At 62.6% G+C, this 26,138-nt stretch carries 26 protein-coding genes and 1 riboswitch; of the genes, 14 read left to right on the forward strand and 12 right to left on the reverse strand.

Annotated features, from left to right (window positions below):
* The first annotated feature begins 11 nt into the window (after positions 1 to 11).
* From NEZ08_RS17695 to NEZ08_RS17720, 6 genes are all read left to right on the forward strand, one after another.
* Positions 12 to 947, forward strand: coding sequence for a histone deacetylase family protein (locus NEZ08_RS17695; RefSeq protein ID WP_298109537.1), 936 nt, complete (start codon positions 12 to 14; stop codon positions 945 to 947).
* A 58-nt stretch (positions 948 to 1,005) separates the two neighbouring features.
* Entirely contained in the window at positions 1,006 to 1,257 is a 252-nt protein-coding gene (locus NEZ08_RS17700) for an exodeoxyribonuclease VII small subunit (protein WP_298109540.1), read from the forward strand.
* Between the two features lie 481 nt (positions 1,258 to 1,738).
* Complete coding sequence (dxs, locus tag NEZ08_RS17705; RefSeq protein ID WP_298109543.1) at positions 1,739 to 3,664, forward strand: 1-deoxy-D-xylulose-5-phosphate synthase; 1,926 nt, start codon at positions 1,739 to 1,741, stop codon at positions 3,662 to 3,664.
* Between the two features lie 67 nt (positions 3,665 to 3,731).
* Complete coding sequence (locus tag NEZ08_RS17710; protein WP_298109546.1) at positions 3,732 to 4,298, forward strand: nucleoside 2-deoxyribosyltransferase; 567 nt, start codon at positions 3,732 to 3,734, stop codon at positions 4,296 to 4,298.
* A gap of 14 nt (positions 4,299 to 4,312) precedes the next feature.
* Positions 4,313 to 5,047 carry a TlyA family RNA methyltransferase gene (locus tag NEZ08_RS17715; protein WP_298109550.1) on the forward strand — a complete coding sequence of 245 codons (735 nt, stop codon included), beginning with the start codon at positions 4,313 to 4,315 and terminating at the stop codon, positions 5,045 to 5,047.
* Positions 5,040 to 6,281 (forward strand): methyltransferase, encoded by a 1,242-nt coding sequence (locus NEZ08_RS17720; protein WP_298109553.1) that lies wholly within the window; start codon positions 5,040 to 5,042, stop codon positions 6,279 to 6,281. The genes NEZ08_RS17715 and NEZ08_RS17720 overlap by 8 nt, the downstream gene beginning before the upstream one ends.
* Positions 6,282 to 6,293: 12 nt before the next feature.
* Here the strand turns inward: NEZ08_RS17720 and NEZ08_RS17725 are convergent, their stop codons facing one another.
* The gene (locus tag NEZ08_RS17725; RefSeq protein WP_298109556.1) at positions 6,294 to 7,142 is read right to left on the reverse strand and encodes a DUF1194 domain-containing protein; all 849 of its coding nucleotides are present in this window, start codon (positions 7,140 to 7,142) and stop codon (positions 6,294 to 6,296) included.
* Positions 7,143 to 7,557: 415 nt separating this feature from the next.
* On the opposite strand from NEZ08_RS17725, the gene clpS reads away from it, so the two are divergent.
* Complete coding sequence (gene clpS, locus NEZ08_RS17730; RefSeq protein WP_298109559.1) at positions 7,558 to 7,863, forward strand: ATP-dependent Clp protease adapter ClpS; 306 nt, start codon at positions 7,558 to 7,560, stop codon at positions 7,861 to 7,863.
* 8 nt (positions 7,864 to 7,871) lie between these two features.
* Here clpS and NEZ08_RS17735 read toward each other — a convergent pair whose 3' ends face one another.
* The 3 genes from NEZ08_RS17735 to NEZ08_RS17745 all read right to left on the reverse strand — a co-directional run bounded on the left by NEZ08_RS17735 (position 7,872) and on the right by NEZ08_RS17745 (position 10,874).
* On the reverse strand, positions 7,872 to 9,065 hold the full coding sequence (locus NEZ08_RS17735) for an adenylate/guanylate cyclase domain-containing protein (protein WP_298109562.1): 1,194 nt from the start codon (positions 9,063 to 9,065) through the stop codon (positions 7,872 to 7,874).
* Positions 9,066 to 9,112: 47 nt separating this feature from the next.
* A complete protein-coding gene (aroC, locus tag NEZ08_RS17740) occupies positions 9,113 to 10,201 on the reverse strand; it encodes a chorismate synthase (RefSeq protein ID WP_298109566.1) in 1,089 nt (362 codons plus the stop codon).
* A 79-nt stretch (positions 10,202 to 10,280) separates the two neighbouring features.
* A complete protein-coding gene (locus NEZ08_RS17745; protein WP_298109569.1) occupies positions 10,281 to 10,874 on the reverse strand; it encodes a histidine phosphatase family protein in 594 nt (197 codons plus the stop codon).
* 203 nt (positions 10,875 to 11,077) lie between these two features.
* Between NEZ08_RS17745 and NEZ08_RS17750 the strand changes: the two genes are divergently transcribed.
* Together NEZ08_RS17750 and NEZ08_RS17755 are read left to right on the forward strand one after the other, a co-directional pair.
* A complete protein-coding gene (locus NEZ08_RS17750) occupies positions 11,078 to 11,566 on the forward strand; it encodes a sigma-70 family RNA polymerase sigma factor (RefSeq protein WP_298109572.1) in 489 nt (162 codons plus the stop codon).
* Positions 11,567 to 11,696: 130 nt separating this feature from the next.
* Entirely contained in the window at positions 11,697 to 12,464 is a 768-nt protein-coding gene (locus tag NEZ08_RS17755) for an anti-sigma factor (RefSeq protein WP_298109575.1), read from the forward strand.
* 209 nt (positions 12,465 to 12,673) lie between these two features.
* Here NEZ08_RS17755 and NEZ08_RS17760 read toward each other — a convergent pair whose 3' ends face one another.
* The gene (locus NEZ08_RS17760) at positions 12,674 to 13,636 is read right to left on the reverse strand and encodes a DnaJ C-terminal domain-containing protein (protein ID WP_298109577.1); all 963 of its coding nucleotides are present in this window, start codon (positions 13,634 to 13,636) and stop codon (positions 12,674 to 12,676) included.
* Between the two features lie 202 nt (positions 13,637 to 13,838).
* Positions 13,839 to 14,234: an RT0821/Lpp0805 family surface protein gene (locus tag NEZ08_RS17765; protein WP_298109727.1), complete on the reverse strand. Its 396-nt coding sequence runs from the start codon at positions 14,232 to 14,234 to the stop codon at positions 13,839 to 13,841.
* A gap of 128 nt (positions 14,235 to 14,362) precedes the next feature.
* Here NEZ08_RS17765 and pdxH point away from each other — a divergent pair, with 128 nt between their 5' ends.
* Both pdxH and NEZ08_RS17775 read left to right on the forward strand, forming a co-directional pair.
* A complete protein-coding gene (gene pdxH / locus NEZ08_RS17770) occupies positions 14,363 to 15,004 on the forward strand; it encodes a pyridoxamine 5'-phosphate oxidase (RefSeq protein ID WP_298109579.1) in 642 nt (213 codons plus the stop codon).
* A 21-nt stretch (positions 15,005 to 15,025) separates the two neighbouring features.
* The gene (locus NEZ08_RS17775; RefSeq protein WP_298109582.1) at positions 15,026 to 15,781 is read left to right on the forward strand and encodes an SDR family NAD(P)-dependent oxidoreductase; all 756 of its coding nucleotides are present in this window, start codon (positions 15,026 to 15,028) and stop codon (positions 15,779 to 15,781) included.
* 52 nt (positions 15,782 to 15,833) lie between these two features.
* On the opposite strand, the gene NEZ08_RS17780 is transcribed toward NEZ08_RS17775, so the two are convergent.
* Together NEZ08_RS17780 and NEZ08_RS17785 are read right to left on the reverse strand one after the other, a co-directional pair.
* Positions 15,834 to 16,058, reverse strand: a complete 225-nt coding sequence (locus NEZ08_RS17780) for a hypothetical protein (RefSeq protein WP_298109584.1) — start codon at positions 16,056 to 16,058, stop codon at positions 15,834 to 15,836.
* Positions 16,059 to 16,203: 145 nt separating this feature from the next.
* Positions 16,204 to 17,181: a magnesium transporter CorA family protein gene (locus NEZ08_RS17785; RefSeq protein WP_298109587.1), complete on the reverse strand. Its 978-nt coding sequence runs from the start codon at positions 17,179 to 17,181 to the stop codon at positions 16,204 to 16,206.
* A 359-nt stretch (positions 17,182 to 17,540) separates the two neighbouring features.
* Here NEZ08_RS17785 and NEZ08_RS17790 point away from each other — a divergent pair, with 359 nt between their 5' ends.
* Entirely contained in the window at positions 17,541 to 18,230 is a 690-nt protein-coding gene (locus tag NEZ08_RS17790; protein WP_298109730.1) for a L,D-transpeptidase, read from the forward strand.
* Between the two features lie 34 nt (positions 18,231 to 18,264).
* Here NEZ08_RS17790 and NEZ08_RS17795 read toward each other — a convergent pair whose 3' ends face one another.
* The gene (locus tag NEZ08_RS17795) at positions 18,265 to 19,164 is read right to left on the reverse strand and encodes an extensin family protein (protein WP_298109589.1); all 900 of its coding nucleotides are present in this window, start codon (positions 19,162 to 19,164) and stop codon (positions 18,265 to 18,267) included.
* A 126-nt stretch (positions 19,165 to 19,290) separates the two neighbouring features.
* Here NEZ08_RS17795 and NEZ08_RS17800 point away from each other — a divergent pair, with 126 nt between their 5' ends.
* Positions 19,291 to 20,913 carry a fatty-acid--CoA ligase gene (locus NEZ08_RS17800; RefSeq protein ID WP_298109591.1) on the forward strand — a complete coding sequence of 541 codons (1,623 nt, stop codon included), beginning with the start codon at positions 19,291 to 19,293 and terminating at the stop codon, positions 20,911 to 20,913.
* 175 nt (positions 20,914 to 21,088) lie between these two features.
* Entirely contained in the window at positions 21,089 to 21,943 is an 855-nt protein-coding gene (locus NEZ08_RS17805; protein WP_298109593.1) for a DUF1499 domain-containing protein, read from the forward strand.
* A 105-nt stretch (positions 21,944 to 22,048) separates the two neighbouring features.
* Here the strand turns inward: NEZ08_RS17805 and NEZ08_RS17810 are convergent, their stop codons facing one another.
* The 3 genes from NEZ08_RS17810 to ribB form a co-directional block, all read right to left on the reverse strand.
* Positions 22,049 to 22,972: an MBL fold metallo-hydrolase gene (locus tag NEZ08_RS17810; RefSeq protein WP_298109595.1), complete on the reverse strand. Its 924-nt coding sequence runs from the start codon at positions 22,970 to 22,972 to the stop codon at positions 22,049 to 22,051.
* 193 nt (positions 22,973 to 23,165) lie between these two features.
* The gene (locus NEZ08_RS17815) at positions 23,166 to 24,380 is read right to left on the reverse strand and encodes an acyl-CoA dehydrogenase (protein ID WP_298109597.1); all 1,215 of its coding nucleotides are present in this window, start codon (positions 24,378 to 24,380) and stop codon (positions 23,166 to 23,168) included.
* A 150-nt stretch (positions 24,381 to 24,530) separates the two neighbouring features.
* Positions 24,531 to 25,607: a 3,4-dihydroxy-2-butanone-4-phosphate synthase gene (ribB, locus tag NEZ08_RS17820; protein WP_298109599.1), complete on the reverse strand. Its 1,077-nt coding sequence runs from the start codon at positions 25,605 to 25,607 to the stop codon at positions 24,531 to 24,533.
* A 293-nt stretch (positions 25,608 to 25,900) separates the two neighbouring features.
* Positions 25,901 to 26,049: riboswitch (FMN riboswitch) on the reverse strand.
* Positions 26,050 to 26,138 lie beyond the last annotated feature (89 nt).

The raw sequence follows: 26,138 nt of genomic DNA on the forward strand, positions 1-26,138 counted from the left end.
AAGGCCGTTGCATGACGACGCTTCTCGTTTCCCACCCGTCGACTTTGAATCACCAGACCCCGCCCGGACATCCCGAGCGGCCGGACCGGATTCGCGCGGTCGACGAAATCCTAAGCGAAAGTCGGTTCGATCCGCTGGTGCGCGAGCTCGCGCCGGAGGGTTCGCTCGACCTCGTCACGCTGTGCCATGACGAGCACTATGTCAGCGAATTGCGCCGCGTGGCGCCGACCAGCGGCGTCGTCTATCTCGACGGCGACACCTCGATGTCGCCCGGCACCTGGGAAGCGGTGATGCGCGGCGTCGGCGGCGCGGTCGCGGCCACGGATGCGATCATGGCGGGAAAGCACAGCAACGCCTTCGTGGCGATGCGCCCTCCCGGCCATCACGCCGAGACCAACCGCCCGATGGGGTTCTGCCTGTTCGATCACGCCGCGATCGCGGCGCGTCATGCCCAGAAGCAATACGGCATCGCCCGCGCAGCCGTCGTCGATTTCGACGTGCATCACGGCAACGGCACCCAGGACATCTTCTGGGCGGACAAAAGCGTGATGTACTGCTCGACGCACCAGATGCCGCTTTTCCCGGGCACCGGCGCACGCGGCGAGCGCGGAGAGCACGACAACATCGTCAACGCGCCGCTGGCGCCGGAGGACGGCAGTGCCAAGTTCCGAGCGGCGTTCGAGAACACGATCCTGCCCGCTTTAGGCAAGTTCAGCCCCGAACTGATCATCATCTCGGCTGGATTTGATGCCCATCATCGCGATCCGCTGGCTTCGATCAATCTCAAGGCCGACGACTTCGGATGGGTGACCCGCAAGCTGATGGACCTCGCCGATCGCACAGCTGGCGGCCGAATTGTTTCGGTGCTCGAGGGCGGCTATGATCTTCAGGGCCTGAAAGAATCAGTCGCGGCCCATGTCGACGCCTTGATGGGCTCGGCTGCCTAGAGCCCCGCCGAGTTCCTAATTCAACCGCTGACGCAACAGCATCCAGGAATAATCTCAAATGGCTGAGAACGCCCAGGCGGACGTCAAGAAACTGAGTTTTGAGCGTGCGATGGAGGAACTCGAAACCATCGTCAAGCGACTCGAGGACGGCAAGGTGCCGCTGGAAGAGTCGGTCGCCATCTATGAGCGCGGCGAAGCCTTGAAGCGCCGCTGTGAGGAATTGTTGCGCCAGGCGGAAGCGCGGGTCGACAAGATCACGACCGACGCAGATGGCCAGCCGACCGGGACGGAGCCGCTCGACGTCCAGTAGCGTTCCCGACCCTCCCGGAGCCCCCGCTCCCGAATTGCATTGGCGCTTTGCCGAAATGGTTAAGTTCGCCGCGCCTGATTCCGCAATTGGGCCAAAATAGGGCGTTTTTGGACGCTGAAAGGCGCTTCAAAGGCCGAAATCGCAGGTTCCAGAATCGATCTCAGGTTCCCGCCTGTTCCCAAGCGGTTGGCTTTGGGGAGCACTTTAGTGTAAAGCTTCCGGTTCTATGGGCCGAGGAGAGCACTCGCCGGACACGTTCCTGCAACGTCAAGTGCTTAGAATAGCTCAACAAAGTGATCGATGGGTCGGGGCGTCTGGGTGATGTAAATCACATTGAACGATCCGAAGCATACCTAAGACTATGGATCGGGCCGTCGGCTCGTCGCGTTGCATCCGGGTCTGGGTCGCTTGCGCATAGTTCTTGGGCAACCCATTTCTCGTCGGGCCGTTGATCCCGACTTTGCAAAATTGGAATATCGCTGTGACCGCATTTAGTAAGACGCCGCTTCTCGACACGATCCGCACCCCGGACGACTTGCGCCGGCTGAAGGTCGAACAACTCCGGCAAGTCGCTGACGAGCTGCGCGAGGAAACCATCGACGCGGTTTCCGTGACCGGCGGTCATTTCGGCGCAGGACTCGGCGTGGTCGAACTGACCACCGCGATCCACTATATCTTCGACACGCCGCGCGACCGTCTGATCTGGGACGTCGGCCATCAGGCCTACCCCCACAAGATCCTCACCGGCCGCCGCGACCGCATCCGCACCTTGCGAACCGGCGGCGGGCTGTCAGGCTTCACTAAACGCACGGAGAGCGATTACGATCCGTTCGGCGCCGCGCATTCCTCAACCTCGATCTCCGCTGGCCTCGGCATGGCGGTGGCGCGTGACCTGTCGGGCGGCAAGAACAATGTCATCGCCGTGATCGGCGACGGCGCAATGTCGGCGGGCATGGCCTATGAGGCCATGAACAACGCGGGCGCCATGAATTCCCGCCTGATCGTCATCCTCAACGACAACGATATGTCCATTGCGCCGCCGGTGGGGGCGATGTCGGCCTATCTTTCGCGTCTGTACTCCGGCAAGACCTACCGCACGCTGCGCGAGGCCGCCAAGCAGATCAACAAACGGCTGCCGAAAATCATCGCCAACCGCGCGAACCGCGTCGAGGAATATTCACGCGGATTCATGATGGACGGCGGCACGCTGTTCGAGGAACTCGGCTTCTACTACGTCGGCCCGATCGATGGCCATAACCTCGATCACCTGCTGCCGGTGCTGCGCAACGTCCGCGACATGGAGGACGGACCGATTCTCGTTCACGTGGTGACGCAGAAGGGCAAGGGTTATGCGCCGGCGGAAGCCTCCGCCGACAAGTATCACGCGGTCGTCAAGTTTGACGTCGCGACGGGCGCGCAAGCCAAGGCCAAGCCGAATGCACCGGCCTATCAGAACGTGTTCGGCCAGAGCCTCGTCAAGGAAGCGCAGAAGGACGAGAAGATCGTCGGCATCACCGCCGCGATGCCGTCCGGCACCGGCATCGACATCTTCGCCAAGTCATTTCCCAAACGCACCTTCGACGTCGGCATCGCCGAGCAGCACGCCGTGACCTTCGCCGCCGGCCTTGCTTCGGAAGGCTATAAGCCCTTCTGCGCGATCTATTCGACGTTCCTTCAACGCGGCTACGATCAGGTCGTGCACGACGTCGCGATCCAGAGCCTGCCGGTGCGATTTGCGATCGACCGGGCCGGGCTGGTCGGCGCCGATGGCGCCACCCATGCAGGGTCATTCGATAATGCCTATCTCGGCTGTCTGCCGAATTTCGTGATCATGGCTGCCGCCGACGAAGCCGAACTCGTCCACATGGTGGCCACGCAGGTGGCAATCAACGACCGACCGAGCGCGGTGCGTTACCCGCGCGGCGAAGGCCGCGGCGTGGAGATGCCCGATGTCGGCATTCCCCTGGAAATCGGCAAAGGCCGTATCATCCGCCAAGGCAGCAAGATCGCGCTGTTGTCATTCGGCACGCGCCTTGGTGAATGCGAGAAGGCGGCCGAAGAACTCGCCGCCCACGGGCTGTCGACTACCATTGCCGATGCGCGCTTCATGAAGCCGCTCGACGAGGAGTTGATCCTGAAACTGGCGCGCGACCACGAGATCCTCATCACGATCGAGGAAGGCTCGGTCGGCGGCTTCGGCTCGCACGTGATGCAGTTCCTGTCGGACGCCGGCGCGCTGGACGGCGGCGTGAGGATTCGCTCGATGGTGCTACCGGACGAATTCCTCGACCACGATACGCCGAGCGCAATGTATGCCCGCGCCGGGCTCGACGCCAAGGGCATCGTCGCCAAGGTGTTCGAGGCGCTGGGCAAGGACGTCAAGACCGAGACGGTCAAGCTCGCCTGAGAGCGACCTGTTTTGGTTTTGACGCGTTTACTCGCGCGAACCAGATTCCACGTCGCTCGGAAGCACTATGATGGAGAAAGTGTATCTGGCAGGGCCCGATGTGTTCCTGCCGGACGCACTGGAAGTCGGTCAGCACAAAATTGACATCTGCCGCCGTCACGGCCTCCACGGCCTTTATCCGCTCGACAACACCGTCGATCTGGCGGCTATCGGTGCCTCGCTCGCGATCTTTGCAGGAAACGAGGCCATGATGGATGCGGCCGATGCCATTATCGCCAATCTCACGCCGTTTCGCGGTGCGGGTGCCGACCCCGGGACCTCCTATGAACTCGGCTACATGGCCGCGCGCGGCAAACTCCTGCTCGGCTATTCCAACGATCCCTCGAATTACGCCGAACGTGTACGACGGTCCTCGGAAGTCGCCGGACCCGATGGGCTGTCGGTCGATATCGACGGATTGGCAGTTGAAGACTTCGGCCTCAGCGACAATCTGATGATGGTGCACGCGCTCGACCGCCATGGCTGCGCACTGGTCGCGCCGAGGGCCCGGCCTGACGACGTCTGGCACGACCTGACCGCGTTCGAGACATGCGTGCGGCTCGCAGCCGAACGGCTTCGCACCGGTCGAGCTTAAACTCAGGTGAGTACATGGCATCACCCCGGAAACGGATCGATCTCCTTCTGGTCGAACGCGGGCTGTTCGAAAGCCGGGCTCGTGCGCGCGCCGCGATTGATGCCGGGCTGGTTTCCGCGAATGACAAGCCGGTTCTCAAGGCGTCCGAGACCGTCGCGGCCGACGCCGTCTTGCAGGCCCAACTCGCCCATCCCTTCGTTTCGCGCGGCGGCATCAAGCTTTCAGGTGCGCTGGAGCAATATCCTATTGAAATCGAGGATCACGTCTGTCTCGACGTCGGCGCCTCGACCGGCGGGTTCACGGAAGTCCTGCTCGCCAACGGCGCCAGCGTGGTTTTTTCGATCGATGTCGGACACGATCAGTTGCACCCTTCCCTGCGCGACCATCCCAAGATCGTTTCCATGGAGGGGACGGATATCCGCCGGTTTGAGGGCAAGCGGCTGCCTGCCCGGCCCGACGTAGTCGTGATCGACGTCAGCTTCATTTCACTGAAACTGGTGCTGCCGGTCGCCCTGTCGCTGGCGGCCGCGCCGATGCATATTCTGGCATTGATCAAGCCGCAATTCGAAGCCGCGCGAAAGCATTCCAAACGGGGCATCGTCCGCGATGCCGCCGTGCACCAGGAGATCTGCGACGATATTTCCGCCTTCGCCGCGTCGCTCGGATGCACGGATATCCGGATCTTCCCTTCGCCGATATCAGGCGGCGACGGCAACATCGAATTCTTCATCGGCGCGCGCCGTGGTTGAGCGGCTTGCCATCGATCATGTCGGCCATCTTGGCGACGGGGTCGCGCTCGTCGACGGGCAAAGCATTTTTGTCCCTTATGCGCTCGGCGGCGAGACCGTTGACGTCGCCCCCGTGACGGGTCATCACCCGGACCGGCGGCAATTGGTGCGGATCGAACGCGCAAGCCCGGAACGCATCGAACCGTTCTGCCAGCATTTCGGCGTCTGCGGCGGCTGCGCCATCCAGCACTGGGACGCGGAGCGCTATCGGGACTGGAAGCGCAAGCTCGTCGTCGCCGCCCTGACGCTGGCAAAGATCGACTGCGATGTCGCATCCTTGATCGATGCCCACGGCAATGGCCGCCGACGGATGACCCTGCACGCGCGCAAGGGCACGCATGATGTGCTCAAGGTCGGCTTCGCCGCGGCGCACTCACACGATGTCATCGCGATCGATCGCTGTCCGATTCTCGATCCCGGCCTGAACGGTGCGATCGAGGCAGCCTGGGCGCTGGCCGAACCCCTGATCGGGATTGGCAAGCCGCTCGATATCCAGCTCACTGCGACCGACGGCGGGCTCGATGTTGATATCAGAGGCTCCGGCCCGATGCCGGCCGCTGCGATCGCGGCGCTGTCGCAGATCGCGGCGAAACACCGTCTCGCGCGACTGACTCGGCATGGCGAACTCGTGCTGATGCGCGAGAGCCCCGGCGTGAGAATGGGCAAGGCGCGGGTGATATTGCCGCCCGGCTGTTTCCTCCAGGCCACCGTCGCCGGCGAAGAGACGCTCGCCTCGCTGGTCATGGAACTTGGCGCGCGCGCCAAAAACGTCGCGGACCTCTTCTGCGGCGTCGGCCCGTTTGCACTCCGGCTCGCCGAAAAATCGCGGGTGTCGGCTTATGACAGCGATGCCGGTGCGGTCGCCAGCCTGCAAAAGGCGGCCGCCTCGACGCCGGGATTGAAGCCGATCAAGGCCGAGGCCCGCGATCTGTTTCGCCGCCCGCTGGTGGCGGAAGAGCTGCGCGAGTTCGATACGGTCGTCTTCGACCCGCCGCGGCAGGGGGCGCTAGCCCAGGCCGAACGCCTTGCGGCAAGCAGAGTGCCCGTCGTGATCGCCGTGTCCTGCAACCCCGCGACGTTCGCTCGCGATGCGCGCATCCTCGTCGACGGCGGTTACAGGATCGCCGGCGTTACGCCGGTCGATCAATTCCGCCACACGCCGCATGTCGAACTCGTCGCCAGGTTTGCGCGGTGAGGCGGGCGCCGCTCAGCGTCCCCATCTGTCCTGCCACATCTTCTCGCCGATCAGGCAGGGCACCCGCGGCTCTTTTTCCGCCGCCGGCACCAGAGGAAGTTGCGGCGTGCGGCCGGCGACCTCGAGCAGCAGCTTGCTTCGGATGGCTTCCTTGAACCTGTCGCGATCCTTGATCGCCACCACGAAGGAACCGGGGCCGCCGGTCACGCAGTCCTCGTAGTACCAGTCGAGATTCTCGATATCCATGGTCGAGTAGGATGGGTCCTTCACCATGATAGGCAGGCCGTTGATGACAATTCCCTTCGAGAGTGCCTCGTCGCGAGCCGGCGTAACCGGCGCGCCGTTGTTGTTTGCGCCGTCGCCGGAGATGTCGATGACGCGCCTCAAGCCTGGATACGGGTTGCTTTCGAACAGCGGCATGGCGAAATAGATTGCACCTGAAATCGATGTACGCGAGGCGCGGCGAATCGGTGCTTTGAGAATTTCGGCAGCCACGGCATCGGCGGTCTCCGGTCCGTCGATGAGGCGCCAGGGAATGATGATCTTCTGATCGTTCGAGGCCGCCCATTCGAAATAGGTCACCGAGACCCTGCCGTTGGGAAGTGCCTTCAGCGCCTGCAGGAATTCCTTCGAGACGAGCGCCTGGGCGTAGCCTTCGCGCTGCACCGCGAGTTCGTCCATATCCATTGAGTAAGAGACGTCCACGGCCAGAATGAGTTCGACATCGACCTGCGCGCCGGCCTTGTCCGCCGCCCGCGTCAACGGCCGATCGCGCAGATCCGGCGCAGCAACTCCGGCAACGTCGCTGGCGGTGAGCATGCCTGCAACCAACACCGCTCCGATCGAGATATACCTGCGCATATGCGGCCCTCCCGTCGGCAAGTGCCGCCGATCTGAAATTCCTCACGGGTCGCTGCAAGTTCGCAAAGGAATTTCAAACCGAAAGCGGCACTTGAAACCTGCACTCTGCCAGCGCCCCAATGTTTCCGACGTTCGTTTCAGAACGTGCCGCAAGGCCGCACGAACTTCCCAAAACGGGGCTCTCCAACAATGTTGACATGCAATGTGGCCGGCGCAAAGGCGGAACAACCTTCAGCATTCACAATCAGGTTAGCGGCAAAGCTACCGCTCCTGTCCGATAACGTGAGGAGATGATCTCGCGACGCGGACGTTCCGCGCGCCATCGATCAACCGTCGCCGGGGTTGCCGGTCAACAAACGCTACCCATTTTGATAGCTTGGCCTTCGATCCGGTTTACGAAGGTGATGGGAAGCGAATGGCCGATACCGACACCAAACCCAGGACCAAGGTCAAAACCAAGGTCGAGCGGCCGCGGCTGCACAAAGTCATTCTGCTCAATGATGATTACACGCCCCGCGAATTCGTAATCACGGTCCTCAAGGCGGAATTCCGCATGACCGAGGGCCAGGCGCACAAAGTCATGATCACGGCGCATCAACGCGGCGCCTGCGTCGTCGCCGTCTTCACGAAGGACGTTGCCGAAACCAAGGCAACCCGGGCCACCGACGCCGGCCGCGCCAGGGGTTATCCGCTGCTGTTCACGACCGAACCGGAAGAGTGATTGGCGAGTTAAGGCGGATACGCGCCGGCCGTCTCATCCTTCAGGCCGTAGACCCTGGCGGCGCCGGAAAATCCACCGATCGGATATTCGCCGAGATCCTGCCAACGATCGGGGCACGTCTCCGCAAAGGCTGATGACGCAAGGACCGTGCGGTGCAGTCGGCCTGCGATCTTTTCGAGTCTTGCCGCGAGATTAACCGCCGGTCCGATGCAGGTGAAATCGAGGCGGTTGCCACCGCCGATATTGCCGTAGAGCACCCTTCCGACATGCAAGGCGACGCCGAACCGAAAACGCTCGATCGTCTCGCCGACCGGAAACCGCATGGCCTCGACATTGGCGCGCGCCTCGCAGGCCGCCTCCAGCACCTGCGCGCAGGCATTGCCGACATCGCCGACATATTCGTCGATCGGAAACACCGCGAGCAGCCCGTCGCCCATGAACTTCAAAACCTCCCCGCCATGGGCCGCAATTGCAGAAACCTGACAGTCGAAATACAAGTTGAGAATGTCGATCACGGTTGCAGGCGGCAGGCGATCCGAAAGCGCGGTAAAGCCGCGCAAATCCGACAGCCAGATCGCCGCATCCATTGTCTCGGCATGGCCGCGCCGGATCTGGCCATCGAGAATTCGTCCTCCAGCACGGTTTCCGACGTAAGTGTCAAGCAGGACCGAGGCGGTAAAACGCCATCGTGTGACTTCAATGAGCCGCGCAAGCGCCGGAATCAGGTCATGAAGGGCCTTGAGCTGCGCCTCGGTAAAGCCGCCCGGTTGCTTCGTGGTCCAACTCGACGCATGCGCAGATCCATCAACGTTCAGCAGCGGCAGCGCGATGTAATCGGTGATGCCTTCGGCACGCAGATCATCGAATAGCGGAAAGCGTTTCGCATCCGGCCCATCCATCCGTGCCCGGACCTCCCGCTTTTCAGCAAAGACGATGGCCAACGGGCTGTTGCGGAACTCCTCCGATTCCAGCATCTCGTAATTGGCAGTGCCGGCAACGATTTCGGCGCCCGGCCGCCAGACGAAGTTGCGGCCGACGACATCAGGGTGCAGCGTTCGAACGAAAACGCCGACCCGCGTTAGCGGCAATCCGGCGGCCACCATCCTCTCGCAGGTCTCCGCCATCATCTGCGGCGGCCTCGGAGCAGACCTGGCGCCGTCAATGAGCCACTCGGTCAGTTTCTGCAAAGCGAGCGCGTCCATAGAGCCCCATCAATCCAGGCGAGCGCAAAGCCGGTAGAATCAGACCACTAGCTGCCAACCTGGGCCCGGTGGCGCAGGAAATGATCTGCCAGCACGCAGGCCATCATGGCCTCTCCGACCGGAACGGCGCGAATGCCGACGCATGGATCATGACGGCCCTTGGTCAGGATTTCAGTCTCTTCACCCCTGCGATCGACGGTGCGGCGTGGCGACAGGATCGACGACGTCGGTTTTACCGCAAAGCGCACCACCACCGGCTGGCCGGTCGAGATACCGCCGAGAATGCCACCGGCATGGTTGGACAGGAAGGTGACACCCTGATTGCCCCTGCGCATTTCGTCGGCGTTCCCCTCGCCGGACAATTCGGCCGCAGCAAAGCCGTCGCCGATCTCGACGCCCTTCACCGCGTTGATGCTCATCATGGCAGCCGCAAGATCCGCATCCAGCTTGGCGTAGATCGGAGCGCCCCACCCCGCCGGCACGCCTTCGGCGACCACTTCGATCACCGCGCCGACCGACGAGCCGCTCTTGCGGATCCCGTCGAGATAATTCTCAAAGAAAGCCGCCTTGTCCTTGTCGGGACAGAAGAACGGATTTTTCGCGACCTCATCCCAATCCCATTTGTCGCGATCGATCTTGTGCGGTCCCATCTGCACCAGCGCGCCACGCACGGTGACGCCGGACAGGACCTTCCGCGCGATAGCGCCGGCGGCGACCCGCATTGCGGTTTCGCGCGCCGACGAGCGCCCGCCGCCGCGGTAATCGCGCACGCCGTATTTGGCATCATAGGTGAAGTCGGCGTGGCCGGGGCGAAACTTGTCCTTGATGTCGGAATAGTCCTTCGAACGCTGATCGGTATTCTCGATCAGAAGCCCGATTGGCGTGCCTGTCGTGACCTGCGTCCCGCTCTCCGGATGCGCCATCACGCCCGAGAGGATTTTCACCGCGTCCGGCTCCTGCCGTTGGGTGGTGAAACGCGATTGGCCGGGACGGCGGCGGTCGAGATCGCGCTGGATGTCATCGGCCGTCAACGGCAGCAGCGGCGGGCAGCCGTCGACGACACAGCCGATCGCCACCCCGTGACTCTCGCCAAAGGTCGTCACACGAAACAGATGGCCGAACGTGTTGTGGGACATGATCTTTCGTAACGCGCTGACTCAGCCCGGTCAAATGCTTGAGAGTCCCGTCGGAGGAGGTCGGCAGCAGCGTGCGTCTTTAACTATACTTCTTCAGCCCATCGTCGCTGAACACGTAAACGGCGCCCTGCTCGATCGGAAGATCAGCCGCACTTTGCGGCGTTTCGAGGCCAAGCGCGACCATCAGCGCCCGCGCCGTGCCGCCATGGGCGACCGCGACCACATCAGCCGTCAGCCCCCGGTACCAATCGGCCATCCGCGCCTGCACCGCCACGTAGGTCTCGCCGCCCGGCGCGGCCACCGTCCACTTTTCGGCCTGACGCCGCGCGAACAGATCGGGGTCTTTGGCCTGCGCTTCGACCAGCGTCGATCCTTCCCACGCGCCGTAACCGATTTCACGCAGCCGATCGTCGATTGCGTAGCCGGAAAGCGGAAGGTCCAGGACGCCGCGAGCCAGATCCATGGTCTGGCGGGCGCGGCCGAGCGGACTACAAACAAAGCCGGTCGCCGACGCGCTGCGGTGATTACGCCTGAGCAAGTCAGCGAGGGTCTCGCCGGCGTGAACCGACTGCCTGCGGCCGAGGTCGTTGAGCGGAATGTCCTGCACGCCTTGCAGACGGCCCAGTGCATTCCATTCCGTCTCGCCGTGGCGGATGTAGTAGATGGTCGGCACTTAATCCTGCAAAAGTGAAGTTTCCGGCGCGTCCGGCCGCTTCATATCGACGACGTGATACCCTGAATCGAGGTACCGGGGGTACAACTTCGGCGAGCGGAATAGCTCCATCAATCTGGTGTTAGAGAAGCGAGAGCCGGGTGCCGGCTGTCGCCCCGGCGGCGATCTGCACCGGCCGCCGAGCCGGTTTGAGATCGCATGCGATGACAGTTTTTCGCGAAAGCGTCGAAGCCATGATTCCCGCGCTGCGCCGCTATGCGCGTGCACTGACGCGGGACGCGGACACTGCGGACGACCTCGTGCAGGATACGCTGGTGCGGGCGTTGCGTTCGGAGCGGCTTTTCCTTGGTGGTGACGTGCGGAGCTGGCTCTACACGATCCTGACCAATCTGAACAAGAACAGGCGGCGATCGCTGGCCCGGCGGCCACAATTCATGCCGCTCCTGGACAACAATCCGGACGCCAGCGGCACCGAAGCCGAAGGCCGCGATATCGCAAAGGCCTTGGCGACGCTGGTGGACGATCAGCGCGCGGTGCTGCTGCTCGTGATGCTCGAAGGGTTGAGCTATCGCGAAGTCGCCGACATTCAGGGCGTTCCGATCGGCACGGTGATGTCACGCCTGGCGAGGGCGCGAGCCCATGTGAGGGCGGTCCTCGAAGGCGAGCGCCCGGCGCTGCGACGGGTGAAATAATGGCGAGATTGATGGGCGGGCGCACCATGACGGAGTTTTTTGGGGAAGCCGCAGTGCGGACAGGGCCGCATGTCCGTTCGAGAGAACGGAAGGCGGCGGAGAGCATTTCTGAGAAGAAGAGACCACGATCATGAACGAACCCAAAATCCCCGTCACCGAAGACGAACTGCACGCCTATGTCGACAACGAACTCCCCGCGGAACGGCGCGGCGATGTCGAAGCGTGGCTCGCGTCCCATCCCGATTGTGCGGAACGGGTACAGGGGTGGCGGGAGATGGCGGATGCGCTGCATGCGCGCTACGATCATGTTGCCGATGAGGCGGTGCCGAAACGGCTCGAGTTGGAACGGCTGGTAGGCCGGCCACGGCAATGGCTGTATGGCGCGGCGGCCGCGGTGTTCGCGGCCTTCATTGCCGGCGGCGGCGCCGGCTGGGTGGCGCGTGGCATTTCGGCGAAGCCTACCGCGCTCGAAAGCCTGACCACGGACGCCCTCGACGCGCATCGGCTTTATGTGGTCGAAGTCCGCCATCCCGTCGAGGTACCGGGCAGCGAACGCGATCACTTGCAGACTTGGCTGACCAGGCGATGTGGCTGGGACGTTCGGGCCCCCAGGCTGGACGCGAGCGGGCTGAAGCTGGTCGGCGGACGGCTGCTGCCTGGTCCGACCGGGCCGGCCTCATTCTTCATGTACGAGAACGCCTCCGGGGAGCGCTATACGCTTTACGCCTCCCGCTCGAAGGCAGGATCGGCCCAGATGCGCTACACCGCCGCTGAGAATTCGGGCGCGATGTATTGGTCCGAAGATAACGTCGGTTACGTGCTCAGCGGCCCGATGGACAAGGAAAAGCTTCATCGCGTGGCGCGGCAGGTCTATGACCAGAGCGAGAGGGGCGGCTGAACCGGGTTAGCAGAGTGACCCGTTAGCCACATCCAAATTCCGACATCAAGAATCTGGAATTGGAACATGGACGCGTCTCAATATCGCACCATGTGCTCACGAAAAATTGTGGCGCGTTCGATCCGCCGATCGGCGCAAGCGGCCTCGACTGGGGTTTGTACCGCGCTGGTCCCCCAAGTCGAGGCTGCACCCCTAACCGCCGTGGCGACTTAGGAAAAATCGCTGCGCGGGTTGTAGGGATGGGCGTCACGCCATTTCTGCATTAACGCCTCCAGCTCGGAATTGTTCCCGTCGGGCAGCATGATTCGGGTGGTCACCAGCAGATCGCCGTTTCCGCCCCCTTTCGGCAATCCTTTGCCTTTGAGGCGAAACGTCCGACCGCTTGAGGTATTCTTCGGAATTGAAAGCTCGACCGCGCTGCCGAGCGTCGGCACGCGAACCTTGCCGCCCAGCACCGCCTCATAGAGCGTGATCGGCAGGTCGAGGCGCAGATCGCTGCCGTCGATCTTGAACAGCGGGTGCGGTGCAATGCTGACCGAGATCAGGAGATCGCCGGGCGGATGGCCCGGCGCGGTCTCGCCCTGCCCCTTCAGCCGGATCTGCTGACCGGCGACCACGCCGGGTGGAATCTTGACGTTGAGCTCCTTGCCGGTCGGCAGGCGGACGCGCTTCTCGGCGCCCTTCACCGCCTCTTCCAGCGACACGGTCATGGAGACGGACAGATCGAGGTCCATCGCCATGGTGCCGGGGTCGAACTCGAATCGCGCCCCACCGCCGCCGGGTCGACCGCCGCCGCGCGCTGCCGCCGCTCCGAACATGCTGTTGAGGATATCCTCGAAACCGCCGCCGCCAAAGCCGCCCGGGCCCGCGCCGCCGGTGCGAAAGGTATGGGTCTCGAACCCGCCGGCCCGCGCCCGTGGGTCGCCGCCGGGAAAACCCTGAAAGCGGGGCTTGCCTTCGGCGTCGATCTCACCGCGGTCGAACTGCTTGCGCTTCTCCGCATCGCCAATGATCTCGTTGGCCGTATTCAGCTCGGCAAAACGCGCGGCGGCCTTCGGATCGTTCTTGTTGGCGTCGGGGTGATATTTCTTGGCGAGCTTGCGAAAAGCGCTCTTGATCGCCGCGGCGTTGGCGCTCCGCGGCACCCCCAAGACCTCATAGGGGTCGCGCATCCGTCAGTTCTCCTTCAAGGGAAGTCGTCAGTTTAACGTACCGGCGGGAAAACCGCTCGAAGTTTCATTTGGGGATTTCGTGTCATTTTTGCAACGGCTTTCCGGACCTTGAGCGGCGACCTCGGGATCATGCAAGATCGCATGGATTGTCAACCATTTGCGTAAACAAGCCAAAGCAAAAGTTGATTCTCAAGTGCGGACCTCACCCCTGATGCCAGGGCTTAAGCGTATGAATTTCCCAGCGCCCGTGGCCGGTCTGGCAAGCCGCGCCCTGCAGCCAGCTTTGCGACTCGCCTTTGACATAGCTGGCGAGGAAATCCCGGCAGGTCCGCCCTTCCGAGGAATAGGCCTGCGCCAGCGGCGTCACCGAGCCTCTCGCGCCGGTCTCCGGATTTTCCCATGGCTGGCTGGCGTCCTTGTCGCCGCGCGTCAGCACATCGGAGGCGGCGTTGCGAGCAAAGGCAAGATCGGAGTCGGTCGGTACCGCCGGGCTCGTCTTGGCCGCCGGGATCGAGGCGGTCACGTCACCATCCTTGGCGAACATGCCGTCCAGCCGGGAAATGCTGCACCCGCCGGCACCGACGCCAATGAAAATCATGGCCGCCACGGCGGCTGGCCTGATCGGCGATAGGCCAAAGCGTCCCCGTGCCCTATATAGGGCTGAAGTCGCGCGAGGCGTTAACGTGCATCTGGCCGCGGGCGGGCGCAACCTGGGACTCCGAGTCAATGACGGACACGACCTCCATCAAACACCCGCCACCCTTAACATCCGGTGATTTCACCGCCGCCGAGGAACCCTTCGCGCTGTTCGGAGAGTGGTTCTCCGAAGCCGTCAAGGCCGAGCCAAGCGATCCGAACGCGATGGCTCTGGCGACTGTCGATACCGACGGCCTGCCCGATGTACGGATGGTGCTGATGAAGGGCTACGATGGCGCGGGCTTCGTATTCTACAGCCACATCGCCAGCCAAAAAGGCCGCGAATTGGCCGCAAATCCTAAAGCGGCTTTACTATTTCACTGGAAATCGCTGCGGCGGCAGGTTCGTATCCGCGGACCGGTGTCCCCGGTCAGCGATGCCGAAGCGGATGCCTATTTCGCGACCCGCCCCAAGCAGGCCCAGATCGGCGCTTGGGCGTCCAAACAGTCGCAGCCGCTGGAAAGCCGGTTCGCCTTTGAACAAGCGATCGCCAAGGTTGCCGCGCAATACATCATTGGCGCGGTACCACGCCCGCCCGGCTGGAGCGGCTGGCGCATCACCCCCTTGCGGTTCGAGTTCTGGCACGACCGGCCGTTCCGCCTCCACGACCGCATCGAATTCCGCCGCGAAGCCTCCGACCGGACTTGGTCGAAGACGCGGCTTTACCCCTGATCAATAGCCCTGAAGGACCCCATGGCCACTCCTTTCCACAATGGACCGCGACGAACGCTGCTTCTCACCGGGGCCAGCCGCGGCATCGGCCATGCGACCGTGATCCGCTTTTCCTCGGCGGGCTGGCGGGTGATCACCTGTTCGCGGCATCCGTTTCCCGAAGACTGTCCCTGGGATGCCGGGCCCGAGGACCATATCCAGGTCGACCTTGCCGACCACGACGACACCGCGCGCGCGATCGCTGAGATCCGCCAGCGGCTGGAGGGCGGCATGCTGCACGCGCTCGTCAACAACGCGGCCATCTCGCCCAAGGCCGAAGGCGGCAAAAGGCTCGGCTCGATCGATACCGAACTGGAAACCTGGAAGCATGTCTTCCGGGTCAATTTCTTCGCCCCCATCATGATGGCGCGCGGCCTGATCGAGGAGTTGAAGGTCGCCAAGGGTTCGGTCGTCAATGTCACCTCGATCGCGGGCTCGCGCGTGCATCCGTTCGCGGGCGCGGCCTATGCAACCTCGAAGGCGGCGCTCGCTGCGCTGACGCGTGAAATGGCCTCCGATTTCGGCAGGCTTGGCGTGCGGGTTAATTCGATCGCGCCGGGCGAGATCGACACCTCGATCCTGTCGCCGGGCACCGAAAAGATCGTCGAACAGCAAATCCCGATGCGCCGGCTGGGCACGCCGGACGAAGTCGCCAAGATCATCTACGTGCTGTGCACCGAGACCAGCTCTTATGTGAATGGCGCCGAAATCCACATCAACGGCGGCCAGCACGTTTGAGAGCGGTTCGCGAGGCGCGAGGGCCGGCCGGGCGCGACGCGAGAGCCCGGCTTCAGATCAACCCGCGCAAAATCTGAGCGGCCTGCCAGCGTAGCGCTTCCTGCGTATTGACGACGCTGGAGCACTCGTCTTCGAATTCGCCGTCACCCAGCGCTGCCCCGCAATGCCTGCAGGTACGCGCCGAGATCGCCTGTGCTCTGGCCACAATGCTGCGTCCCTGCTGGTAGCTTGCGAAATCGATGACGTTCTGCATTGGCCTTATGACTTTCTCAACCATGGGAGTTCTCGCGCGTCGTTCGCGAGTGTTATGGCAGAAAGCCGTCGCGCAAACGTTCAGTCCACCGCTCAAATTTTAGCGGAGCGACAGGGCGAGGAGTCCGGCAATGGGAGCGCAGTTTTTTAACCTCGCGCGAGACGGCGGTTTACAGCCACTTCTTCCAGCGGAAATACATGTACGGGGCGACCGCCGCGAGCACCATCATGAGCACCGCCAAGGGGTAACCGTGCTGCCATTCCAGTTCCGGCATCACCTTGAAATTCATGCCGTAGATCGAGGCGATCAGGGTCGGCGGCATCAACACCACCGCCATCACCGAAAACAGCTTGATGATGTTGTTCTGCTCGAGATTGACGACGCCGAGCATCGCGTCGAGCACGAATGTGATCTTGTTGGACAGATAGGAGGCGTGGTCGGTCAGCGATGCGACGTCGCGCTGCATGGTCTTGAGTTGCTCGCGCATGTCCTTGGTCCATTTCACGCCCTCGATGACGGCGGAGAGGAACGTCACCAAGCGACCGATCGAAACAAGGCTTTCGCGAACCTTGGAGGTCAAATCGCCCTTGCGGCCGATGGCGATCAGGATCTGCGAATAGCGCTTGGCATGGCCATGGCGCTCGCTTTCCGGTTCGAAAATCTCGTGGGACACCTGATCGACGTCCGCACCGATCCGTTCAAGGATATCGGCGCAGCGATCGATCACCGCGTCGAGAAGCTCCATCAACACCATTTCGCCGGTAACGCTGGCGGAGCAACTGCGGCCGAGCTTGTTCTCGACCAGCACAAACGGTTTCGGATCGTCGTAGCGCACCGTTACCAGGCGATGGCCGGCGAGGATGAAAGTCACCGCCGTCGTCTTCGGCGCCTCGGTGTCGGACTGGCACATCAGCGTCGCCGTCATGTACCGCGCGCCGTTTTCGATATAGAGTCGGCTCGAGATCTCGATTTCCTGCATGTCTTCCCGGGTTGGTACCGCGATCCCGGCGATCCGCTCCACCGCCCTGTCCTCGGCCGCCGTCGGCTTCACGAGGTCGATCCAGACCGCGTTGTCCGGCAGCCTGTCCAGGTCGATAACGGCCACCCTTCTCAGGGAGGATTCACTGGGCACGAACGCCGAGAACATGCACAACTCCGGACTGGCAAAGTCAGGTTAACCAAAGGACTTGTAGCCAAGAGGACGCGGCTCGATTCGGCAAACTTTTCGTGAATGCCGGTGCCTCCCGATGATTTGCGGGGGGCATAAGGGCCGGAAGAGCGGCGGAATCCGCAGCCCGTCCGGCGAATTCCTAACAGTTCTGGCCCGCTGAAGCACTTGCGGCAAAAAAGACACAGGCCGGGCGCCGCAGTGCCGAAGGGCCATCTGCGCGCTGGAATTGTCGGCAATTTCGGCGATAATGTGAGAGCTGAAGATGGAATCGTGGCGGACAAGCGCTTTCGCCTCGACCGCGTGGCCTTCGATTGGAATCCAAAATGCCGTTGAAATTGACGTCGTTGAAATTGGCAATGGCTGTGACGGCCGCCGGGCTCCTGCTCTCCGGCTGCATGGAAACGGCAACCTATGAAGCGACCAACACCGCTGCTTTCAAACAGCACGACAAGGACCTGCTGGCGAAGATCCGCTACGAAAACGTGCAGCCGCCGGAACAGTTTCGCCGCGCCATCGTCAATTATCAGCGCAAGGAAGCCCCCGGATCGATCGTAGTGGATTCCGACAACCACTACCTTTACTACGTGTTGGATGGTGGCAAGGCGATCCGCTATGGCATCACTGTTGGCGAAGAGGCCATGGCGTGGTCGGGCGTCGCCAAAATCGGCGCGATGACTGAGTGGCCGGCTTGGCATCCGACCCCAGGCGAGATCGAACGCCTCGGCGTCCCCACTTTCGTGCCGCCTGGCCCGGATAATCCGATGGGTTCACGCGCGATGTATCTGTATTCCGGCGGCAAGGATACGCTGTTCCGCATTCACGGCACCAACCAGCCGGAATATATCGGCCAGTCGATCTCGTCCGGCTGCATTCGCATGACGAACGAGGACGTGATCGACCTCTACAACCGCGCCAAGGTCGGCACCATCGTGGTCGTGCTCGCGCCTCATCACGGCGACTCGCCGTTCAGCGGCTCGTCGCAGGTGGCGCAAGGCGGCAACACGATGTTTGGCTCCTGGCAATAAGCCAGCCACCTCATCTCAATAGAAAAGCGCTGGTCTACCGGCGCTTTTTCTTTGGTCGTTTCTCGGCGGCAGGCTTTTCCGCCGCCTGCTGGGAGGCAGGCTTGGCCTCGCCGCCGGCTTTCGCAGCGGCCGGCTCATCGGCCATCTCGCGCGGCGGCGCATCGAGGGGCCGCGGCATCGGCAGCATCGGCGCAATCGCCGGGAGTGGGTCCCAAACGTCCCACTCGCAAATCCGGTAATCATTGTGCCGTTCCATCAGATCAAGATGGATATGGTCCTCGTGGTAACCGTCGGAGCCCGGCCCCAGCACCGTCGAGAATCGCGCGCAAGCCGAATGCAGCACCGTCTCGCGCACGTCACGCGGCACGTTGCGATCGGTCAGGGAGATGGTCCGGCCGTCGGCAAATCTGAAGGAGCGAACGTCGAGCGCGTTGGCGCGGCCGTGCTCGGACAACTGCGCGCCGGCAACGCGATTGCGGCCCCGGCATTCGTAGGAATCGAAATTGTCGAGCTCCGCGACCTCGCTGCCGAGCCCTTTGGCAACGGGCTCGATGTCGGAGCGAACCCAGTCGGCAACCGCCGTGGCCATCTTGCAGCGCAGGATCGCAGCCGGCTTGAGCGTGACCCGATGTTCGTCGGGGAGCATTACGGCCTCCAGCCGCACCAGATCCTCACCGCCACACCCGCCCGGGCCGTGAATGTCGGGAATGCTCGGCGCAATCGCAATCGCCTCTGTCAAAGCGAGCCGGCAGGCAGAAGGCGGAGGTGGGGTTGCGGCCTCCGGTTCAGCACTTTTCTGTGCCGGCCCGGTGGACGGCTCAGCCTTTGCGGACGGGGCATCGACGGGCCGGGGCCTGGGCAAAGGTATTCTGGCAGCGACGGCGGGATGTGAATCGTTGAAAAAGGCAAGCAGCAACGCCGCAGCGGTAACCATGGCAACCCGGCCGCCACATCCCCTACCAGAAGCCCACTTGCGGCATCTCTTCCCCGCGCTAGACTTTGCGCCAACTCGCGCAAAAGAACCGCGAAAACCGACAGCACTTTCAGGAGGGACTAACGCATGCTTGGTTTGATGCAAGACTGGCCTTTGCTCTGTCATCGAATTCTCGAGCACGCAGCGACAATCCACGGCAAGCAGGAAATTGTCACGCGCTCGATCGAAGGCCCCATCCATCGCACCAACTATGCCGAAATCCACAAGCGCGCGCTGAAGATCTCGCAGCGCCTGGACCGTGACGGCATCAGGCTCGGCGACCGTGTGGCCACCATCGCCTGGAATACCTGGCGTCATCTCGAAGCCTGGTACGGCATCATGGGTATCGGCGCGATCTGCCATACCGTCAATCCGCGGCTGTTTCCCGAGCAAATCGCCTGGATCATCAACCACGCCCAGGACCGCGTGGTGATGACCGACATCACCTTCGTGCCGATCCTTGAAAAGATCGCCGGCAAGCTTTCGAGCGTCGAGCGCTACATCGTGCTCACCGACAAGGCTCATATGCCCGAGACATCGCTGAAAAACGCGGTCGCCTACGAGGACTGGATCGCTGAAGTCGACGGCGATTTCAAATGGAAGACCTTCGACGAGAATACCGCGGCCGCGATGTGCTACACGTCCGGCACCACCGGCGATCCCAAGGGCGTGTTGTATTCGCACCGTTCCAACGTGCTCCATGCGCTGATGGCCAATACCGGCGACTCGCTCGGCGCCTGCGCGAGCGATACAATGCTGCCGGTAGTTCCGCTGTTCCATGCCAATAGCTGGGGCATTGCCTTCTCGGCGCCATCGATGGGGACCAAGCTGGTGCTGCCCGGCGCCAAGCTGGACGGCGCTTCCGTGTTCGAGCTCATGGACACCGAAAAAGTCACCCATACTGCCGGTGTGCCCACGGTGTGGCTGATGCTGCTCAACCACATGGCGACGAACAAGCTGAAGCTGCCACATCTCCGCTTTGTAGTGTGCGGCGGCTCGGCGATGCCACGCTCGATGATCAAGGCCTTCAACGATATGGGGATTATGGCACGGCATGCCTGGGGCATGACTGAGATGAGCCCAATCGGCACGCTCGCAGCACTCAAGCCGCCGTACGACCAGCTGACCGGCGAGGCGGCACTCGACATCCTCCAGACCCAGGGTTATCCGCCCTTCGGCGTGGAAATGAAAATCACCGACGATGCCGGCAAGGAACTGCCGTGGGACGGCAAGACCTTCGGCCGCCTCAAGGTTGCGGGGCCCGCGGTCGCCAAAGCCTATTACCGCGTCGACAGCAATATTCTCGATGAGAACGGATTTTTCGATACCGGTGACGTCGCCACGATCGATCAGGACGCCTACATGCGGATCACCGATCGCTCCAAGGACGTGATCAAGTCGGGCGGCGAATGGATTTCCTCGATCGATCTGGAAAATCTCGCCGTCGCCCATCCGGCGGTGGCGGAAGCCGCCGTGATCGGTTTACATCACCCCAAATGGGACGAGCGGCCTCTGCTCATCGTCCAGCTCAAGCAGGGCGCAAGCGCAACACGCGAGGACATCCTGAAGTTCATGGACGGCAAGATCGCCAAATGGTGGATGCCCGATGACGTCGTGTTCGTCGATGGCATTCCCCATACGGCGACCGGCAAGATCCTGAAGACCGCGCTACGCGACCAGTTCAAGGAGTATAGTTTCCCGGGCACCTAGCGCTGGCCGGCTGGCAGCGGCGAAAGCAGAAAACGTGTCCTTGGGGACCACGGCCATTTTCACGTGCGCCTTGAATTCGAAGCCGCTTCGTGGTCTCAACGGGCTAATTTGGGGTCGGCCGGGTTCCGGCCGGCCGTCACCAACCCTGTAGAAATCAAGGCCAAGAATCCCGCCCATGGGCCGCAGGTTTTCCGCTCCCTATTTGTCGGAGCCCGTCTCGCGGCTGGCCTCGTGGTCGCGCAACCTGGCGGTATTTGCCGTGGTGGCGGTGGTGATGTCGATCATCATCTTCCGCTTCGGCTTTCTTGAAATCAAACCGGCACTCGCAACCTTTTTCGGCGCGCTGGCCTGCGCCGGCCTCTCCATCCTGGTCGGACTGATCGGGGCTGCCGCGATCTGGCAGAGCGGCGCGCGCGGCATGAGCCGAATCCTGCTGGCATTCCTGATCGACGCGCTGTTGCTCGCCTATCCGGCCTATCTCGGCCTGCAATACCGTCAGCTGCCCGCGATCCACGACATAACCACCGATCCGATCGATCCGCCGCGCTTCGAGGCGCTGGCCCGCCTTCGCAGCGGTGACGGCGCCAACCCCGCCGTCTATGCCGGCCTCTATTCGGCTGAGCAGCAGCGTATTGCCTATCCGGACATCGAGCCAGTGGAACTCGAACTTCCGGTGGAGCGGGCCTATGAGATCACCTTGCGGCTCGTCACCCGGCGCAAATGGCTGATCATCGATGAGCGCCCTCCCCAGCCGCCGCGCCGGATCGGCCGGATCGAAGCCGTCGCCCGCACGCCGATCATGGGATTTCGCGAAGACGTGTCGATCCGCGTGAGCCCCGACGATGAGGATTCCCGCGTCGATATCCGCTCCGCCTCGCGCTATTTCGAGAGCGATCTTGGCAGCAACGCCGCGCGCGTGCGCAAGCTGATCGATGACCTCAACACGGCCGCCGACGCCGAGAGCCTCAAGCCGGCCAAGAAGCCGGCGCAACCTGCCAAGAAGCCGCCGGCCAAAACAGTGAAGAAGTGACGGCAGTCATTCCACCGCGATGCGTAAGCATCGAGCTATAATGCGCGCGCAGCACACCAGAGAAACTCCCGGGTCTGGCGCGACGTCGCCATCCCGGAATGACCTTCAGGAAGCCGTCAGACGATAACTCCCGCCGATCACGGGATCGCCATCGGTTGCGACGACGCCGCGTCCGACGAGATCCTCCAGATGCGCGAGCACGGAATAACCAGCCGCATTCATCAGGCGCGGGTCGATGCCGATATAGATCGCGCGGACGATGGTCGGAATGTCCGCCTCACCCTTGCCGAGGCGATGCAGGATCGACGCTTCGCGTGCCTGGCGATGGCGGAGCAGGAAACGCACATAGCGCACGGCTTCCGGAATTTCCGGGCCATGTCCGGAAAAATATAGCTCCTCGGACCGCTTCGTCAGCTTTTCCAGCGATGCCATATAGTCGACCATCGAGCCGTCCGGCGGCGCCACGATCGAGGTCGACCACCCCATCACATGATCGCCGACGAAGAGGAACTTCCGCTCCGGCCAGGCGAAAGCAAGATGGTTGGCGGTGTGGCCGGGCGTCGCGACCGCCTCGAGCCTCCACCCGTCGCCTTCGACGACGTCTCCCTCCCTGACCTGCACATCAGGCCGGAAGTCGCGGTCGGCGCCCGATTCCGGATTGTGCTTTTCGCTTTCAAAGCGCGGCCGCGAAGCCCGATGCGGACCTTCGGCATAGACCGGCGCGCCCGTTGCCGACTTGATGCGCGGCGTATTCACGGAGTGGTCGCGATGGGTATGGGTGACCAGAATGTGCGTCACGGTTTCACCCCGCACCGCATCGAGGAGTGCTGCCGCGTGCGCCGCATCGTCCGGTCCCGGATCGATGATGGCGACTTTGCCGCGGCCGACGATGTAACTCACCGTGCCGGTGAAAGTGAAAGGGCTCGGATTGTTGCAGAGAATACGCCGCACCCCCGGCCGCACCTCCTCGACCACGCCGGGTGCAAGCGGAAAGTTGCGGTTGAACGGGACGTCGTCATTGTCGGGCATCAAGAGTGCTCACGGTTTGAGTTGCTGCTTCGTCATGGCCAGCCCCAACCGTTCGAAGAACGGCGTCGCTTGCGCTCGCCCGCGCGCCGGGCGTCGATGTCTTCCTTTTCGGCGAGCCAAGACGTGGACGGCCGGGACGAGCCCGGCCATGACAGCCTCTGAATGGCGGGCTCTGTCGGCGTGACGGGAAGCCCTACGAAAACGCCTGGATGCCGGTGATGGCGCGCCCCAGAATGAGGGCATGAACGTCGTGGGTGCCCTCGTAGGTGTTGACGGTCTCGAGGTTCGCGGTGTGCCGCATCACATGGTATTCGATCTGAATTCCGTTGCCGCCATGCATGTCACGCGCGGTGCGGGCGATATCGAGCGCCTTGCCGCAGTTGTTGCGCTTGACGATCGATATCATCTCGGGCGCCATTTTTCCCTCGTCCATCAGTCGTCCGACCCGCAACGAGGCCTGCAGGCCCAGTGCAATCTCCGACTGCATGTCGGCGAGCTTCTTCTGGACCAGTTGCGTCGCTGCCAGCGGCTTGTTGAACTGCTTGCGGTCCAGCGTGTATTGCCGCGCGCGGTGCATGCAATCTTCGGCAGCGCCCATCGCGCCCCAGGAAATGCCGTAGCGCGCTCGATTGAGACAGCCGAATGGTCCCTTCAGACCGGAAACATTGGGCAGCAGCGCGCTTTCAGGCACTTCGACGCCGTCCATCACGACTTCGCCGGTGACGGAGGCGCGCAGCGAAAGCTTGCCGCCGATCTTCGGCGCCGAAAGACCCTTCATGCCCTTTTCGAGGATGAAACCGCGGATCTGGTTGTTGTGCTCGGCGGACTTCGCCCAGATCACGAACACGTCGGCGATCGGCGCGTTGGAGATCCACATCTTGGAGCCGGTGAGCCGGTAACCATCTGGCGTTTTCTCGGCGCGGGTCTTCATGCCGCCGGGGTCGGAACCGGCATCGGGCTCGGTCAGACCGAAGCAACCGACCCATTCGCCCGTCGCGAGCTTCGGCAGATATTTCTTGCGTTGGTTTTCGTCGCCATAGGCGTAAATCGGATGCATCACCAGCGAGGACTGCACCGAATTCATCGAGCGATAGCCGGAATCGACGCGTTCGATCTCTCGCGCTACCAGACCGTAGGCGACATAGCTGGCGTTGGCGCAGCCATATTCCTCCGGCAGCGTGATGCCGATCAGGCCGAGCTCACCCATCTCGTGAAAGATATCGCGATCGACCTTCTCTTCGAGATACGCCTTGGTGACGCGCGGCAGCAGCTTGTCCTGCGCGTAGGCACGCGCGGTATCGCGGATCATCCGCTCGTCTTCGGTCAACTGATCATCGAGTAAAAACGGATCGTCCCACTGAAAACTCACGGGAGACGGTTTGTCCTTGGCCTGAGGGCGAACGCTCATGGAAAATCCTTTCACAAAGATGCCTTTATTTTAAAGCGATCGGCAGCGAAGCGCAATTGCGCCTGCTTTCTCGTTCCAAGACCGGGAATGGTGCGAGCCGCCCGATCAAACAGGCGGAGGCGTATCGCACATCGCAATCGCTTTTTCGTCTCAAGCCTCAAGCGGCTCGTTCGACACGATCTCGATGCCGAAGCCGGAAAGGCCTTTGTAGTCGTGAAGCGACGAGCTCAGGTTCCGGATCGATGTGACGCCAAGATCGCGCAGGATCTGTGCGCCGACGCCGACTTCGCGCCATTGCCTGTTGCGGTCGGCCTCCGCCGTCTGCTCTTCCGGCAAGGGCGCCACCGGAACGCCGGCCGCGCCGTCGCGCAAATAGACCAGAACGCCGCTGCCGTTTTTCCTGAACTGTTCCAGCACCGAGGTCATGAGTTTCGGTCCGGTGAAGATGTCCCGCACGATGTTCGGCTTGTGAAAGCGCGTCAGTACGTTCTTGCCGTCGCCGATACCGTTGTAGACGAAGGCGACATGGGCGATGGAATCGAACGGCGAACGGTAGGCAAAGCCCTGCATCGGCCCGATCGGGCTATCGGCGGTAAATGTCGAGACCCGTTCGATCAGCTTCTCGCGTGCCTGCCGGTAGGCGATCAGTTCGGCAATGGTGAGACGTTTGAGCTTGTGGGCCTTGGCGAACCGCGCCACCTGCTCGCCCTTCATCACCGAGCCGTCGTCGTTCATCAATTCGCTGATGACACCGACGGGCGGCAGGCCGCTCAGCCTGCAGAGGTCGACCGCGGCTTCGGTATGGCCCGAGCGGAGCAGCACACCGCCATCCCGCGCGATCAGCGGAAACACATGGCCGGGTCGGGCAAAATCGTTGGCGCCCACATTCGGATTGGCCAGCGCCCGGCAGCAGGAGGCGCGCTCTTCCGCCGAAATGCCGGTGCCGCCGTCCGGCTTATAGTCGATTGAGACCGTAAATGCGGTGGTGTGGCTGGAGTCGTTGTGCGCCACCATGGGATCGAGCCGCAGGCGGCGCGCGTCTTCCGGCGTAATCGGTGCACAGACGATGCCGGAGGTGTGGCGAATGATGAACGCCATCTTCTCCGCTGTACAGAGCGAGGCGGCGACGATCAGGTCGCCCTCGCCTTCACGGTCGTCATCGTCGGTGACAACGACAAGCTCTCCTTGAGCAAAGGCAAACAGAACTTCCTGAATTGGGTCGGCCATGTCAGGTCTCTTGAGATTCTTGCTGGAGGGATCGAGCATTTAGCCCGGCGGCAAGGCACCTGCCAGCGCCATGACGCAGGGCGGACCTGCCCCGTACCTCAAAGACGGCGATCCCCCGCCCGGTAGCCAAGGGCAGGACACCAGCGGCAGATGGGCTCGCGAATTCGCCCTCCCGATTGGCTTCGACATATAGATATCGGGTGTGTGTCACAGCGATCTCCTTTCCGGTAACAGACACGTCACCCAAGGCGATCACGGGCGTGCCAGCCCTGCTTTTCCGCAGAGGCAGGCTCGCGCGTTCTCTTTCATCCGGACTTTCACCGTCGGCCCAGGCATCTCACCTGATCTGCTCGACCCTTCCTTGCAGGAAGGCGCTCGCGGGCTCGCAGCACGGGGGCTGCATACCGCCGGTAGGGATTTTCACCCTGCCCTGAGAACGGCTGCATGCTGCATCCCGGGAGGAAATACGTCAATGCCCAACTGGATGCGGCAGCTTGAGCAAGAGCTCACATCCTCTATGATCGTTTAAAA

This window comes from Bradyrhizobium sp. (assembly GCF_027451485.1).
Classification (GTDB): Bacteria; Pseudomonadota; Alphaproteobacteria; order Rhizobiales; family Xanthobacteraceae; genus Bradyrhizobium.